Here is a 15,447-nt window from a genome sequence, read left to right on the forward strand (position 1 = left end):
CTTGGCGGCGGGCCCGCCGCTCGCCGCGAGGTAGTACGCCGCGTCCATCTGGAGCGGGTCGATCCGGTCACCCGGCACGAAGGCCACGATCTCGATCGTCTTGGCCGTCGGGATGGGCAGATGGGCCAGATCCTCGTCGCTGATCGGGATGATCGAGCCGTCCGCGTCCTCGTACCCCTTGCCGATCTCCGCCCCGCTGACCTCACGGTCCTCCAGCTCGCAGAACTTGCGATAGCGGATCCTGCCGCCGTCCTCGGTGTGGATCTGGCGGAACGAGATCGAGTGGCTCTCGGTGGCGTTCACCAGCTTGATCGGGATGCTGACCAGGCCGAACGAGATGGCGCCGTTCCAAATGGATCGCACGTTCAGCACCTTTCGTGGCGGTATCAGCAGGGTTCATACGAATCTCATCATTTTCGTGTGATTCTCATCGTATGACGCCGATCACAGAGGTGGAGGGACGACGGGTCGCTCTGAGCAATCTGGAGAAGGTGCTGCATCCGGCGACCGGCTTCACCAAGGGCGAGTTGCTGCACTACTACGCGACGACCGCCGACGTGCTCCTGCCCCATCTGCGGGATCGGCCGGTGTCCTTCCTGCGCTACCCGGACGGCCCTGACGGCCAGGTGTTCTTCACCAAGAACGTGCCGCCGGGTACGCCCGAGTGGGTCACCACCGCCGAGGTGCCGCGCTCGGAGGGCCCGTCCCGGATGGTGCTGGTGCAGGATCTGCCCAGTCTGATGTGGGCGGCGAACCTGGTGACCGAGTTCCACACCCACCAGTGGCTGGCCTCGGCGCCCGAGGTCGCGGACCGCCTGGTCTTCGACCTTGACCCGGGGTCCCCGGCGACCGTCGTGCACTGCTGCCAGGTCGCGCTGTGGCTGCGGGAACGGCTGGCGGAGGACGGGATCGAGGCCTACCCGAAGACGTCCGGTTCGAAGGGGCTGCATCTGCTGGCCGCGGTCCGGCCCACCCCCTCCGACCAGGTGACGGAGTACGCCAAGGGGCTCGCGGTGGAGGCGGAACGGGCGATGCCCCGACTGGTCGTACACCGCATGACGCGCAGTCTGCGGCCCGGCAAGGTGTTCGTCGACTGGAGTCAGAACGCCGCACGCAAGACGACGGCGACTCCGTACACCCTGCGGGCGCGGGCGACGCCGACCGTGTCGGCGCCGGTGACCTGGGAGGAAGTCGAGGCGTGCCGAGACGTCGGCCAACTCACCTTCCTGGCGACGGACATCGCCCCGCGCGTGCAGGACTACGGCGATGTGCTGGCCCCGCTGCTCGACGAGGGGCGGGCCAGTCCACTGCCGTGAGCCGCAGCGCCCGCAAGCGGGCACCTCACAGCATCGGGCACCTCACAGCAAGGAACCGCGCATGGAAACACCCCGCCCTCGTACCCTCCGCCGCCGCACGCTCGTCGTCGGCCTGACCGCCGCACTCACCCTCGGCGCCACGACGGCCACCACCGTCGCAGCCCCGGACCGGGCCCCGGCCCCCGCCGCCCCGGCGGCCCAGGTGCTCCTCGACTGGAACGAGATCGCCGTCGCCACGATCAACGGCGACGCCCGGCGGTACGCGGCCGAGCAGACCGTGTGGTACGGCTTCGTCTCGGCCGCCGTGTACAACGCGGTGGTGGGCATCGAGGGCCGGTACACGCCGTACCAGTGGGACGTACGAGGGCCCCGCGAAGCCTCCGCCGAGGCGGCCGCCGCGGCCGCCGCGCACCGGGTGCTGCTGACCTACTTCCCGAAGTCGAAGGCCCGGCTGGACGCCGCCTACACCACCTCGCTGAAGAACGTCCCCGACGGGCAGGCCGAGCAGCTGGGCGTCGCCTACGGCAGACAGGCCGCCGATCGTGTCGTCCAGCTGCGCGTGAACGACGGGCGCGGTGCGCCGGTGACGTTCACCCAGTCGCCCGCGCCCGGCGTGTGGCGGCCCACCCCGCCGGAGAACGCGCCCTTCCACCTGCCGTGGCTGGCGAAGACGAAGCCGCTGGTGCTCGACTCCGCCGAGCGGTTCCTGCCGGGCGCGCCCCCCGCGACCAACAGCCGGCGGTACGCCCGTGACGTGGCCGAGGTGCGGGTGCTGGGGGCGAAGAACAGCAAGGTGCGTACGCCGCGCCAGACGGAGACCGCGCGGTTCTTCGCGGATGTGCTGCCGGTGCAGTTCCAGGCCGGTTACCGCGACCACGTCAAGCGGCACGGGCTGGACCTGGTGGACGCGGCCCGGCTGTTCGCGGCGGCCAACACGGCGACCGCCGACGCGACGATCACCGCGTGGAACGCCAAGTACACGTACGCCCGGTGGCGGCCGATCACGGCGATCCGGCTGGCCGACACGGACAGCAACGCCATGACCACGGCCGACCCGGCCTGGGAGCCGCTGCTGCGCACGTCCGCGGACCCGGACTACGTCAGCGGACACAGCGCGGCCACCGGCGCCGCGACGACCGTCCTGCACCGGCTGACCGGCGGGAACATCGACTTCCGCATCTCGTCCGCGGTGACCGGTACGACCCGCACGTACACGAAGGCGGCCGACCTCAACCGTGACGTGAACGGCTCCCGCCTGTGGGGCGGCGTCCACTTCCGGACCAGCGGCGAGGCGGGCGACCGGCTGGGGCAGCAGGTCGGCACGTACACGCTCGACCACTCCTTCCGGCCCGTGAGCTGAGCCGAATCACACCCTCGCCCACGTGTTCCGGTCCCGTGCCATCGCGTGCAGGGCCTCCACGTCCGCCGGTTTGAGGACGCCGCCCAGGCGGGCCAGGGTGTCGAGGTCCGTGTCGAGCAGGACGCGGACCTCGCGGACCGGGCCGGGGACCGCGACGCGGGACGGGCCGACCAGGGCGAGGACGGGGTGGACCTCGGCGGTCAGGGCGTACGAGGCGCGGTCGGCGTCTGCGCGGACCCGGCGCAGCAGCGGGCGCCCCTCCCGCCGCCCCACCGTGACCATGGGGTCGGCTATCACGACCCGCTGCTTACGGGCGTACAGATCGTGCACCGCGAACAGGCCGCCGGGGCCGATCACCAGGTGGTGGACGCGGTCGCCGCCGGGCAGCGGGATCGAATGCAGAGCGTGCCAGCCCGCGCCGTCCATCCGGTCCAGCGCCTCCCCCACCACCTGCTCGGCCTCCAGCGCCCGGCGCCGGGGGTCGGCGCGGAGCCGGGGTACGGGCCCGCCCGGGTCCCGGTCAAGGGCGACCAGGAGGGCCTCGCCGGGCCGGTTGGGGGCCAGGTCGTCGTCGGGGTGCAGGCTCAGCCGGGCCAGTTCCGCGGGGGTCGGCACCGGGGGCGGGCCGACCGTGACGGGGCCGGTGAGGAAGGGGCGGAGGGCGTCCAGGACGTCGTCTCTGCGGTCCTCGCTCAGCAGGTTGACCCGGGCCGCCTCACGGTCGTACCAGGCGATGTTCCTGCCGTCCGTGAGGCAGACGTACAGCCGCTCCCGACCGTGTCGCCAGGTCGGCACGACGCGCAGTCCGCTCATGCACATCACCTCATGACCATGGGAACAGGCGGGGTGCTCCAGGGGCAAGAACCCGGCTACCTTTGAGAGGAGTTGGGACGGGCCCGCCCGCGTGGCGGATGGGGAGGCGCCGTTGCGTACCCGCAGGAAGCAACCCGACGTACCGGCCCCGGACATGCCGTGGAACGAGATCGTGCCTGGTCTGTGGATGGGTGGGCACGAGTTCAAGGGCCATTCGGGGCGACTGGAGTTCGCCGTCGTCCGGGGCGAGTTCGATCTCGTGCAGACGCTGCTGCGGCTGCCCGGCCACGGGCCCGACCCGGGCGTCGACCACCAGGTCTGGCCGATCCCGGACGGCCCGCTCGACGGCACCCAGCTGGCCGGGGTGATCCGGATGGCCGAGGCCGCCTGCGACGCGCTGGACCGGGGCCGCCGGGTGCTGGTCCGCTGCTACCACGGCTACAACCGCTCCGGCCTGGTGATCGCGCACGCCCTGATGCGCCGGGGCCGCTCCGCAGAGTCGGCGATCCGGCTGATCCGCGCCCGCCGCTCACCCTGGGCGCTGCACAACGAGCTGTTCGTGGCGTATCTGCGCACGGGGCTGCCGACGGTGCGGTTCCTGGAGGAGCTCGCGGAGTAGGCCCCTGCGGGACACATACGCACACAAAAAGGACTTCCTTACGAATAAGGCGTACGTACGAATAAGGTGTACGGCGGCCCGCCCGTCCCGAACCACAGGAGCCCCGTGCCCCGCCGCTACCCCCCGCTCGTCACCCGCGCCCGCGTCCGCGCCGTCACCGTCCTCGCGCTGCTCTCGGTGACCGCGACGGCCTGCGGTGACGCGGGCGAGCTGCGCGGCGCGGGGCCGACGACGACCGCGGCCGGCCCGGCCCGGCTGTGGCCGGAGCTGCCGCCCGCGTCCAGCCCGGCCTTCGAGATCGGCGAGGTGGACATCCAGGTCGTCAAGGGCGTCGAGGTGCCCGGCGACGACATCCGCACGGCGGACCCGGTGGCGGTGGTGCGGGCCGAGATCGCCCGGAACCCGGGCGACTACGAGGGGTCCAAGGCGGCGTACCGCGAGACGAACAACCGGATGGCGGAGTGCGGCCGGCCCGGGGACCGCACCCGGTGCCCGGTCCTGGAGCCGTACTACGGGGATCTCACCGGCGACGGACGGCCCGAGATGACGCTGGGCTTCCGGCTGCTGCCCGGCGAGATGACCGCCGTGCGCGTCTACACCGTGGACAAGCACCGCCTGGTGCAGGTCATGGCCTACGACGACGCCCTGACCGGGATCGAGATCGCCGGGCAGTCGGTGATCCTTCGGGCGCCGTCCGAGGTCCAGGGGTACGAGTACCGCCTGCAGTGGAGCTGGGACACCGAGCAGCGCGCGATGCTGCTCACCCACGACGAAATGCTGCGCACCGGCAAGCGGCCGGACACGCACCGCCCGTCCCGCACGCCCTCCCCGAGCCCCCGATGAGGCTCACGCTGCCGCGCTGGTCCGGCACCCTCGCGGTCAAGGCCGCCGTCTTCATCACGGTGATGTGCTGCGCCCTGGCCGCGCTGCTCGGCGTCCTGGTCCATGTCTCGGTGACGAACCAGACCGTCGGCCAGGCCCGCGACCTGGCGCTGGCCCGGCTCGAGGACGCCACGGCGGCGTACGAGGCCGGGGATCCGCTGATGCCGGGCGCGGGCGTCGACCCCGCAGGGCTGCCCGCGCCCCTGCGTTCGCTCGCGGCGGCCGGGGACCGCGGCACGATGGTCGACGAGCACCGGGGCCGACCCACGATGTGGGCGGCGGGCCCCGCCAACGGCGGCCGGGCCCTCGCGGTGGCCGTCGACTACTCGCAGCAGGCCCGCACCATCGAGGGCCTGGACCGGGCGATCGGTTGGTCGTCGGCGCTGGCGATCGGGGCGACGGTGCTGGTGGGGGCGTTCGCGGTGACCCGGGTGACGCGGCGGCTGCACACCACGGCGCGGGTCGCCCGGCGGATCAGCGCGGGCGATCTGGACGCGCGCGTGAACGACCCGCGCACCCGGGACCGGACGCGGCCGCAGGACGAGGTGGCCGCGGTCGCCGCCGCGCTGGACTCCATGGCCGGGTCGTTGCAGGGCAAGCTGCTGGCCGAGCAGCGGTTCACCGCGGACGTGGCGCACGAGCTGCGCACCCCGCTGACCGGCCTGCACGCGGCGGCGGAGCTGCTGCCGCCGGGGCGCCCGACGGAACTGGTCCGCGACCGGGTGGCCGCGCTGCGCACGCTCACCGAGGACCTGCTGGAGATCTCCCGGCTGGACACCGGGCGGGAGCGGCTGGACCTGGACACCGAGGAACTGGGTGCGCTGGCCGAACGGGTCGTCCGGGCGTCCGGTACGGACACGGCGGTGCGGGTCGTGCGGGACGCGCGCGTGGAGACCGACCGGCGGCGGCTGGAGCGGGTGCTGGGCAATCTCGTGGCCAACGCGCACAAGCACGGGAGGCGGCCCGTCGTCGTGACGGTGGACGGGCCCGTGGTGACCGTGCGGGATCACGGGGCGGGCTATCCGCAGTACCTGGTGGAGCACGGCCCGCAGCGGTTTCGCACCGAGGGTGGGGCGAAGGGGCACGGCCTCGGCCTGACGATCGCGTTGGGTCAGGCGGAGGTGCTGGGCGCCCACCTGGAGTTCGGCAACGCGCAGGGCGGCGGGGCGGTGGCGCGCTTGACGCTTCCTCAGACTCCACCGGACGGGCGTACGACGGACCGGGAGTGACCCTCCCTGATGGCGCACTGCGACGGGCGCCCTGCGGAGCGCGCTCCTAATGTGGCGATTAGTCAGCTTCGCCCCGCCCTCTCACGGGAGGTTCTCCCATGTCCCTGCGCTCTCCCCGCACCCGTCTCGCCGTGGCGGCAGCCGCAGGTGCCCTGGCCACCGCGATGGCGATCTCCCCGGCCTTCGCCGGTGCCCTCTGGGGCGAACCCGGCTCCGGCACCGTTCCCGCTCCCGGCGGGGGCGGGGCCGTTCCCGCTCCCGGCGGGGGCACAGGCGGGGGCGGAGCCGTTCCCGCCCCCGGCGGTGAGTCCGGCACCGGTACCGGCGCCGCCCCCGTTCCCGTTCCGGTTCCCGTTCCAGGCACCGGTGTCGGTGCCCTCCCGGTCCCCGTTCCCGTTCCAGGCATCGGCGTCGGCATCGGCGGCCATCACGACAACTTCGGCGGCAACGGACACGTCGACGTCTTCGCGGGCAACGGTGATGTCGACGTCTTCGCCGGGAACGGCCGCCGGGACAACTTCGGCGGCAACGGCAATGACGGCTTTGGAGGCAACGGCAACAACGGCCGCGACAACTTCGGCGGCAACGGGGACGTCGACGTCTTCGCGGGCAACGGCGTCGATGTCTTCGCCGGGAACGGCCACCGGGGCGGCAACGGGAACAACGGCCGGGACAACTTCGGCGGCAACGGCAACGGGGGCGACTTCGGCGGCAACGGAAACGGAAACGGGGGCAACGGCGGCCGGGACAACTTCGGCGGCAATGGGGGCAACGGCAACGGCGGCAAGGGCGGCTTCGGGGGCAACGGAAACCAGGGCGGCTTCGGCGGCAACGGCAACGGAAACCAGGGCGGCTTCGGCGGCAACGGCAACGGGAACCACGGCGACTTCGGCGGCTTCGACGGCTTCGACGACGGCTTCGGCGGCGGCTTCGGCGGCGGCTTCGACGACGACTTCGGCGGCGACTTCGGCGGCGAAGGGGACTGGGCCGACTTCGACGGCGGCTTCGGCGGGGACGGGGGCGGCACTGCCGCCTACCGGGGCGTCGTCACCGCCGGCTCCCTGCTGCTGCGCTCGTCGCCCACCCAGCGCAGCCGGGCCATCGGCAGGGTCGACCGGGGCGATGTCGTCAGCATCTTCTGCAAGGCGCCGGGCCAGCGGGTGCAGGGCAACCCCCTGTGGTACCTCCTCAAGGGCCGCGGCACCTGGGCCTGGGGCGCCGCCCGCTTCATCAACAACCTCGGGCCCGCGCCACGCTGGTGCTGAGACCCACGGCACACAAGCCGCCCCATTTGGGTAAGTTCCGGACATGACGAAGGCCGGAACCGGAACCACCGTGGCAGCGGACACCCCCGCTCCCGCGGTCCTTCTCCCCCGGCGCCGTGGCATCGAACTGGCCCTCATCGTCGTAGCCGTACTCCTGTCGGTGTACGGCTACTGCCATGTCGGCCTCGCCAGGACCGGCGCCGTCCCGCCGGGCGCGGTGGGCTACGGCGCCGGGCTCGGCGTCCTCGCGCTGCTCGCGCATCTCGCGGTCCGCCTGCGCGCCCCCTACGCCGACCCGCTGCTGCTGCCCATCGGCGTGCTGCTCAACGGCCTGGGCCTGGTGCTGATCTACCGGCTGGACCTGCAGACACCGGGCGACCGGGCGGCCCCCGCCCAGCTCGTCTGGTCGGCGCTGGGCATCACCCTGTTCGCGTACGTCGTCGCGGCCCTGCGCGACCATCGGGTGCTCCAGCGGTACGCGTACGTGTGCGTCGCCGCCGCGCTGGTCCTGCTCACCCTGCCGATCTTCTTCCCGGCCGTGAACGGCGCCCGGATCTGGATCCGGATCGCCGGATTCTCCATCCAGCCGGGCGAGTTCGCGAAAGTGCTGCTGGCGGTGTTCTTCGCCGCGTACCTGGCCGCGAACCGCAACGCGCTCGCCTACGCAGGCCGCCGCGTGTGGAAGCTCCAGCTGCCCACCGGCCGCGTCCTCGGCCCGATCGTCGCCATCTGGCTGGTCAGCGTCGGCGTACTGATCCTGGAGCGCGACCTCGGCACCTCGCTGCTGTTCTTCGGCCTGTTCGTCGTGATGCTGTACGTCGCCACCGGCCGCACCGGCTGGATCGCCGTCGGCCTGCTGCTGGCGACGCTCGGCGCGGTCGCCGTCGGCCGGATGGAGCCGCACGTGGCCGCGCGGATCCAGGACTGGCTGCACCCGTTCGCGTCCATCGAGGCCGGCCAGGGTCCGGGCCAGCTCGCCCAGTCGCTGTTCGCGTTCGCGGCGGGCGGCGTCCTCGGCACCGGCCTGGGTCTCGGCCACTCCATCCTGATCGGCTTCGCCACCAAGTCGGACTTCATCCTGGCGACCGCGGGCGAGGAGCTGGGTCTGGCCGGCCTCTCCGCGATCTTCCTGCTGTACGGCCTGCTGGTCGAGCGCGGCTACCGGGCGGGCCTCGCCCTGCGCGAACCCTTCGGCCGGCTGCTCGCGGTGGGCCTCGCCTCGATCGTGGCGCTGCAGGTGTTCGTCATCGCGGGCGGGGTGACCGGCCTGATCCCGCTGACCGGCATGGCGATGCCCTTCCTGGCGCAGGGCGGCTCCTCGGTGGTCACCAACTGGGCGATCGTGGCCCTGCTGATCCGGGTGAGCCACTCGGCCCGCCGGCAGTACGACGGGCAGGTCGCCCCATGACCCGCCACATCCGCTACGCCGCCGCCTTCTGCGCCCTGCTGCTGGCCGCCCTCCTCGTCAACGCGGCCCGCATCCAGGTCATCCAGGCCGGCGCGTACGACGACAACCCGGCCAACCGGCGCCAGGACATCGCCCGTTACGGCCAGCCGCGCGGCGACATCCTGGTCGGCGGCCGCCCGGTCACCCGCTCGGAGGACACCGGCGAGTCCCTCCGCTACGAACGCACCTACACACACGGCCCGTTGTACGCCCCCGTCACCGGCTTCTCCTCGCAGCGGTACGGCACCACGTTCCTGGAGCACGCCGCGGACGGCGCCCTGTCCGGCACCGATCCGATGCTGTCGCCGTTCACCCTGTGGAACGACCTCGCCCGCGCCCGCAACCCCGGCGGCGACGTCGTCACCACACTCAACGCGGCCGCGCAGCAGGCGGCGTTCACTGGGCTGGGCAACCGCAAGGGCGCGGTGGCGGCGATCGAACCGGCGACGGGGCGGATCCTGGCGCTGGTCTCCACCCCGTCGTACGACCCGGGGGCGCTGTCGGGGAACGGTCCTGCGGTGACACGGTCCTGGCTGGGGCTGAACGAGGACCCGGACAAACCGATGCTGAACCGGGCGGTACGGCAGACGTATCCGCCGGGTTCGACGTTCAAGGTGGTCACCGCGGCGGCCGCGCTGGACGCCGGGGTGATCAAGGACCTCGACCAGCGGACCGACTCGCCCGACCCGTACACCCTGCCCGGCACCAGGACGACCCTGCGCAACGCGACCCACGGCTGTGCGCACGCCTCGCTGCGCCTGGCCTTCGAGAAGTCCTGCAACACGGTCTTCGCCAAGCTCGGCGTGGACGTGGGCGTGACGGACATGGCCGCCACGGCCCACGCGTTCGGCTTCAACGACACCCGGCTGCGCATCCCGTACTCGGTGGCGCCGAGCACCTTCGACACCTCGGTGGACAAGGCTCAGCTGGCCCTGTCCTCGATCGGGCAGTACAACACCCGGGCCACGCCGTTGCAGATGGCGATGGTGTCGGCTGCGGTCGCCAACGGGGGCCAGCTGCGGGAGCCGTACCTGGTGGAACGGATCACCACGAATCGCGGCGCCACGGTCTCCACGGCCCGGGCCCGCCCGCCCCGCCAGGCCATGAATCCCTCGACCGCCCGCCACATGCGGGAGCTGATGCGCAACGTGGTGGAGGACGGCACCGGCACCCACGCCGTGATCCCCGGCGCGACGGTCGGCGGCAAGACCGGCACCGCCCAGCACGGCGTCGACAACTCCGGTACGCCGTATGCCTGGTTCGTCTCCTGGGCGCAGGGCGACCACGACCTGGAGCCGAAGGTCGCGGTCGCGGTGGTGGTGGAGGACGCCTCGGCGCACCGCCGTGAGATCACCGGGGGCGGGGTGGCGGCGCCGATCGCGCGGGCGGTGATGGAGGCCGTGCTCAGGTCGTGAGACGGGGGTACCGCCGCGGGCGGGAGCCGACCTACCGTTCGGTTCATGACGGAACTCGCGCCCGCGTATGAACTCGCCCAGGTCAACATCGCCCGCCTGAAAGCTCCGTTGGACTCCCCTCAGCTGAAGGACTTCGTCGACAACCTCGACCCCGTGAACGCCGCCGCCGAGGCCGCCGACGGTTTCGTCTGGCGGTTGCAGGGCGACTCCGGCAACGCCACCGACGTTCCGTTCTTCGGCGACGACTGGCTGATCGTCAACCTGACGGTATGGCGCGACACGAACGCCCTGACCGCCTTCATGTACCAGGGGCAGCACCGGGAGATGCTGGCCCGCCGCCGGGAGTGGTTCGAGCGGCTTCAGGAGGCGGTCACCGCGCTGTGGTGGGTCCCGGCCGGACACCGGCCGACGGTCGCCGAGGCCGAGGCCCGACTGCTCCACCTCCGGACCAACGGCCCGACACCGTACGCCTTCACGCTCCGGACGTCGTTCCCGCCGGGCAGCGCGGTGCCGGTGACGCGTGAGGTCCCGGAAGGATTGGGCTGCTCGGTCTGACGCCGGTAGGACAGTACGCCTAAGTGGCGCGGGGAACTGCGCGACCAGCCACAAAACACCCGCAGCCGCCAAACAACCTCCGCATCCCCCTCAGTTGGCGCCCCCCGCCTCAATCACCTCCGCCACCTCCGCCACCCGCTCACGCTCCTCCTCCGCGAACCGCTCCGCGTCAAGCTTCTCGGCGATCTCCTCGTCCTGGGCCATCAGCAGATCGAGGTTGGAGTCACCCATCTCGAAGACGCCCATGTCGACATAGGCCTGCTGGAGCCGCTTGCCCCACAGGCCGATGTCCTTCACGCACGGCACGATCCGGCTGAACAGCAGCTTGCGGAACAGGGCGAGGAACTCGGAGCGTTCGCTGTACTCCTCCGCCTCGGCCCGCGGGATGCCGAAGTTCTCCAGCACCTCCACGCCACGCAGCCGATCCCGCATCAGATAGCAGCCCTCGATCACGAACTCCTCGCGTTCGCGCAGTTCGGCGTCGGTGAGCTGCTGGTAGTAGTCGCGCAGCGCCATCCGCCCGAAGGCCACGTGCCGCGCCTCGTCCTGCATGACGTACGCGAGGATCTGCTTCGGCAGCGGCTTGTCGGTGGTGTCCCGGATCATGCCGAAGGCGGCGAGCGCGAGGCCCTCGATGAGCACCTGCATCCCGAGGTAGGGCATGTCCCAGCGGCTGTCGCGCAGGGTGTCGCCGAGCAGGGACTGGAGGTTGTCGTTGATCGGGTAGAGCATCCCGATCTTCTCCTGCAGGAAACGGGCGTAGATCTCCGCGTGCCGGGCCTCGTCCATGGTCTGGGTCGCCGAGTAGAACTTGGCGTCCAGGTCGGGCACGGACTCCACGATGCGGGCGGCGCAGATCATCGCTCCCTGTTCGCCGTGCAGGAACTGGCTGAACTGCCAGGAGGCGTAGTGGCGGCGCAGTTCGCCCTTGTCCCGCTCGGAGAGCTTCGCCCAGTGCCTGGTGCCGTACAGGGAGAGCGCCTCGTCGGGGGTGCCGAGGGGGTTGTACGGGTCGACCTCCAGGTCCCAGTCGATCCGCTTCTGACCGTCCCACTGCTTGTCCTTGCCCTTCTGATACAGGGCCAGTAAGCGGTCGCGGCCGTCGTCGTACTCCCAGCTGAAACGGGCCGCGCCGGTCGCGGGCACCGGCCAGAGGGACTGCCCGGGGTCCATGGCGTACAGGTCGAAGGTCGACATGTCCGCAGGCTCACACGCAGTAGACGCGGGGTCAACAAGTAGCGCGCAAGGGATTGACGGGCTTGCTGACAGGCAGTCTCATAAGGTCATGACGACGCTCACCGAAGCCGAAGCCCTGGAAGGGCTGCGCGACGCGCTCGGCCTGCTCAAGGATCGCGAGCAGGTGGCCGAGCGGCTGCTCGACTCCTCCGCCAAGCACTCCTTCGACCCGGACAAGGAACTCGACTGGGACGCGCCCTTCGAGGAGGGCAAGTGGTTCTGGCCGCCGGAGCTGGTGTCGCTGTACGACACACCGATGTGGCAGCGGATGAGCGAGGAACAGCGGATCCTGCTCTCCCAGCACGAGGCGGCGGCGCTGGCGTCACTGGGCATCTGGTTCGAGATCATCCTGATGCAGCTGCTGGTCCGGCACATCTACGACAAGGCGGCGACCAGCGCGCATGTGCGCTACGCGCTGACCGAGATCGAGGACGAGTGCCGGCACTCGAAGATGTTCGCCCGGCTGATAGCGCGCGGCGAGACGCCCTGGTACCCGGTGAGCCGGGTGCACCAGAACCTGGGCCGCCTGTTCAAGACGATCTCCACCACGCCCGGTTCCTTCACGGCGACCCTGCTCGGCGAGGAGGTCCTCGACTGGATGCAGCGGCTGACCTTCCCCGACGAGCGGGTGCAGCCGCTGATCCGGGGGGTCACGCGCATCCACGTCGTGGAGGAGGCCCGGCACGTGCGGTACGCCCGCGAGGAGCTGCGGCGGCAGATGGTGACCGCGCCGAAGTGGTCGCAGGAGTTCACGCGGATCACGTCGGGGGAGTTTGCCCGGGTGTTCTCGGTCGCGTTCGTCAATCCTGAGGTCTACACCAATGTGGGGCTGGACAAGCGGGAGGCGATGGCGCAGGTGAAGGCGAGTGGGCATCGGCGGGAGGTGATGCAGACCGGTGCGAAGCGGCTGACGGACTTCCTGGATGACATTGGGGTGCTGCGGGGGGTGGGGCGGCGGTTGTGGAGGTCGTCGGGCTTGCTGGCATAGGCGCGGCGCTTCGTCGTGCCGGTGCGGGGACGCCCCAAGGGGCGCGGGGAACTGCGCGACCAGCCACAACGAACCCGCACCCGGCCGACTACGCTGCCCCATATGACCCCCGCCGCGCCCACCCCCGCCTACCGTCGCCTCAGCGTGGAGGAACGCCGCAGCCAGCTGCTGGACGCCGCACTCACCCTCTTCGCCCACCGCGCCCCCGAGGACGTCTCCCTCGACGACGTGGCGGAGGCGGCCGGGGTCTCCCGCCCCCTGGTGTACCGCTACTTCCCGGGCGGCAAGCAGCAGTTGTACGAGGCCGCCCTCCGCTCCGCCGCCGAGGAACTGCAGCTCTGCTTCGACGAGCCGCGCGAAGGCCCGCCCCTGCCCCGGCTGTCCCGCGCCCTGGACCGCTACCTCGCCTTCGTCGACCAGCACGACGCCGGCTTCAGCGCCCTGCTCCAGGGCGGCAGCGTGGTCGAGACCTCCCGTACGACCGCCATCGTGGACGGCGTACGACGGGCCGCGGCCGTGCACATCCTGCGCCACCTCGACATCACCGACCCCGGCCCCCGGCTTCGCATGTCCGTCCGGGTGTGGATCACCGCGGTCGAGGCGGCCTCCCTCATCTGGCTCGACGAGGACAAGCAGCCACCCCTGGAGGAACTGCGGGACTGGCTGGTGGAGCAGTTCGTCGCCGTCCTGTCGGTGACCGCCGCCCGCGACCCGCAGACCGCGTCCGTCGTGGCGGCCCTGACGTCGGCGGATGGCTGAAACTGGTGCCGTGAAAAGCGAAGACACCCCCTTCGAGGGCGGGCCCATGGACGGTCGTGTGCTGCCCGTGCTCCTCGGGATCACCGGGCACCCGCCGAAGACGTACCGCATCCCGGTCCCGGACCCGCACGGCGGCCCGCCGACGGTTCTGATCTACCGCCGGGTGTCCCGCGGCCAGGGCAGGTTCACGCAGCGCTGGAAGTACGTCCACGACCCCGCGGGCGACCAGGGCGGCGGGCCCAGGTGGCCGTGGCGCAGGCCAGACGCCACGCCGGGAGGCAAGCCGGACGACGCGGACGGGTGACCTCCTTACGCCATCCCGCGGACGGTCGGCGAGCGGGACGCGCGGGTACGTCACATGCTCACGGTGCGGAGCGGACCCGCTGCCCCGCACCGGAGGTGATGACGTGTCAGGAAGGCTACTGCGCCTGGTGTGTACGGCGACCGTGGCGGCCCACGCCGTTCTCGCCGCCGTGCCCGCGGCGGCCGTACCGGAACCGGGTGGGACCGAGGAGCGGTCGGTCGCCCAGTTGCTGACGGATCTTCAGCGGCTTTACCGGGAGACCGAGAAGGCCACCGAGACCTACAACGCCACCGAGGAGCAGCTGAAGAAGCAGCGTGCCGAGGTCAGGCGGCTGGACACGCAGCTGGCCCGGGCCAGGATCGCCCTGCACGACAGCCGGGGCGCGGCCGGCCGGCTGGCCCGGCAGCAGTACCAGGGCCGCAGCGAGCTCTCGCCGTACCTGCGCCTGCTGCTCGCCCGGGATCCGCAGCACGCGCTGGAACAGGGCCATGTGATCGGGCAGCTGGCGCGGGAGCGGGCCAAGACGGTGAAGGACCTGGCGGTCCACGAGAAGAAGGCCGACGAGCTGGCCCGCAAGGCGCGGGCCGCGCTGGACCGGCAGCTCGCCCTCGCCGAGCGGCGGAAGAAGGAACGGGACGCGGTGCGCAAGCGGCTCGACGAGGTGGAGAAGCTGCTCGCCTCGCTCACCGCCGGGCAGCTGGCCGCGCTCGCCGACTTCGAGGACAAGGGGATCGCCAAAGCGCAGCAGCAGCTGGTGTCCTCCGGTGCGCTCGGCGACGACGCCAAACCGTCCTCGCGGGGCGGCCGGGCCGTGCGCTACGCCATGCGGCAGGTCGGGAAGCCGTACGAGTGGGGCGCGGAGGGCCCGAAGCGGTACGACTGCTCCGGGCTGACCTCCAGGGCCTGGGCCCACGCCGGGACCACCATCCCCCGCACCAGCCAGGAGCAGTGGGCCCGGCTCCCCCGCATTCCGCTGAGGGAACTACGCCCCGGCGACCTGGTGATCTACTTCCCCGAGGCCACGCACGTGGCGATGTACCTGGGCGAGGGCAAGGTCGTCCACGCCCCCCGCACCGGCGAGAAGATCAAGGTCGCCCCCCTGGCGAACAACCCGATCCTGGGCGCAGTAAGACCGGATCAATCCAACCAGGGGCACGGGAAACCCCCTAAAGGGGCGCGGGGCTGAATCGATATGCGGCTCCGCCGCGTGAGCGCGACCAACCACGTAACACCCGCAGCCGCCGAACACCCGCACCCCA

The 15,447-nt window shown here is 71.7% G+C and carries 16 protein-coding genes; 13 read left to right on the forward strand and 3 right to left on the reverse strand.

What is annotated here, in order from left to right; translation table 11 throughout:
- The coding region (locus tag SSP24_RS37965; RefSeq protein ID WP_445009699.1) for a Ku protein at positions 1-363 on the reverse strand (363 nt) is incomplete at its 3' end.
- Between the two features lie 71 nt (positions 364-434).
- On the opposite strand from SSP24_RS37965, the gene ligD reads away from it, so the two are divergent.
- Positions 435-1,316, forward strand: coding sequence for a non-homologous end-joining DNA ligase (gene ligD, locus SSP24_RS37970; RefSeq protein ID WP_141315082.1), 882 nt, complete (start codon positions 435-437; stop codon positions 1,314-1,316).
- Positions 1,317-1,377: 61 nt separating this feature from the next.
- Positions 1,378-2,676 carry a vanadium-dependent haloperoxidase gene (locus tag SSP24_RS37975; RefSeq protein ID WP_141315084.1) on the forward strand — a complete coding sequence of 433 codons (1,299 nt, stop codon included), beginning with the start codon at positions 1,378-1,380 and terminating at the stop codon, positions 2,674-2,676.
- 6 nt (positions 2,677-2,682) lie between these two features.
- On the opposite strand, the gene SSP24_RS37980 is transcribed toward SSP24_RS37975, so the two are convergent.
- Positions 2,683-3,489: a nuclease-related domain-containing protein gene (locus SSP24_RS37980; RefSeq protein ID WP_141315086.1), complete on the reverse strand. Its 807-nt coding sequence runs from the start codon at positions 3,487-3,489 to the stop codon at positions 2,683-2,685.
- Between the two features lie 112 nt (positions 3,490-3,601).
- Between SSP24_RS37980 and SSP24_RS37985 the strand changes: the two genes are divergently transcribed.
- From SSP24_RS37985 to SSP24_RS38015, 7 genes are all read left to right on the forward strand, one after another.
- Positions 3,602-4,108, forward strand: coding sequence for a protein-tyrosine phosphatase family protein (locus tag SSP24_RS37985; RefSeq protein WP_141315088.1), 507 nt, complete (start codon positions 3,602-3,604; stop codon positions 4,106-4,108).
- 105 nt (positions 4,109-4,213) lie between these two features.
- A complete protein-coding gene (locus SSP24_RS37990; protein WP_141315090.1) occupies positions 4,214-4,951 on the forward strand; it encodes a hypothetical protein in 738 nt (245 codons plus the stop codon).
- A complete protein-coding gene (locus SSP24_RS37995) occupies positions 4,948-6,219 on the forward strand; it encodes an ATP-binding protein (protein WP_141315092.1) in 1,272 nt (423 codons plus the stop codon). The genes SSP24_RS37990 and SSP24_RS37995 overlap by 4 nt, the downstream gene beginning before the upstream one ends.
- Before the next feature lie 98 nt (positions 6,220-6,317).
- Positions 6,318-7,484, forward strand: coding sequence for an SH3 domain-containing protein (locus SSP24_RS38000; protein WP_141315094.1), 1,167 nt, complete (start codon positions 6,318-6,320; stop codon positions 7,482-7,484).
- A gap of 43 nt (positions 7,485-7,527) precedes the next feature.
- Positions 7,528-8,892 carry an FtsW/RodA/SpoVE family cell cycle protein gene (locus tag SSP24_RS38005; protein WP_141315096.1) on the forward strand — a complete coding sequence of 455 codons (1,365 nt, stop codon included), beginning with the start codon at positions 7,528-7,530 and terminating at the stop codon, positions 8,890-8,892.
- Complete coding sequence (locus SSP24_RS38010) at positions 8,889-10,346, forward strand: peptidoglycan D,D-transpeptidase FtsI family protein (protein WP_141315098.1); 1,458 nt, start codon at positions 8,889-8,891, stop codon at positions 10,344-10,346. The genes SSP24_RS38005 and SSP24_RS38010 overlap by 4 nt, the downstream gene beginning before the upstream one ends.
- Before the next feature lie 45 nt (positions 10,347-10,391).
- A complete protein-coding gene (locus SSP24_RS38015) occupies positions 10,392-10,901 on the forward strand; it encodes a DUF3291 domain-containing protein (protein ID WP_141315100.1) in 510 nt (169 codons plus the stop codon).
- A gap of 90 nt (positions 10,902-10,991) precedes the next feature.
- Here the strand turns inward: SSP24_RS38015 and SSP24_RS38020 are convergent, their stop codons facing one another.
- Positions 10,992-12,098: a ferritin-like domain-containing protein gene (locus SSP24_RS38020; protein ID WP_141315102.1), complete on the reverse strand. Its 1,107-nt coding sequence runs from the start codon at positions 12,096-12,098 to the stop codon at positions 10,992-10,994.
- Positions 12,099-12,186: 88 nt separating this feature from the next.
- On the opposite strand from SSP24_RS38020, the gene SSP24_RS38025 reads away from it, so the two are divergent.
- From SSP24_RS38025 to SSP24_RS38040, 4 genes are all read left to right on the forward strand, one after another.
- Complete coding sequence (locus SSP24_RS38025) at positions 12,187-13,125, forward strand: AurF N-oxygenase family protein (RefSeq protein ID WP_141315104.1); 939 nt, start codon at positions 12,187-12,189, stop codon at positions 13,123-13,125.
- Positions 13,126-13,227: 102 nt separating this feature from the next.
- The gene (locus SSP24_RS38030) at positions 13,228-13,884 is read left to right on the forward strand and encodes a TetR/AcrR family transcriptional regulator (protein WP_141315106.1); all 657 of its coding nucleotides are present in this window, start codon (positions 13,228-13,230) and stop codon (positions 13,882-13,884) included.
- 10 nt (positions 13,885-13,894) lie between these two features.
- The gene (locus SSP24_RS38035; protein WP_141315108.1) at positions 13,895-14,188 is read left to right on the forward strand and encodes a DUF8847 domain-containing protein; all 294 of its coding nucleotides are present in this window, start codon (positions 13,895-13,897) and stop codon (positions 14,186-14,188) included.
- Positions 14,189-14,291: 103 nt separating this feature from the next.
- On the forward strand, positions 14,292-15,374 hold the full coding sequence (locus SSP24_RS38040; protein WP_141315110.1) for a C40 family peptidase: 1,083 nt from the start codon (positions 14,292-14,294) through the stop codon (positions 15,372-15,374).
- Positions 15,375-15,447: the final 73 nt, after the last annotated feature.

Source organism: Streptomyces spinoverrucosus, from assembly GCF_006539505.1.
GTDB lineage: Bacteria > Actinomycetota > Actinomycetes > Streptomycetales > Streptomycetaceae > Streptomyces > Streptomyces spinoverrucosus.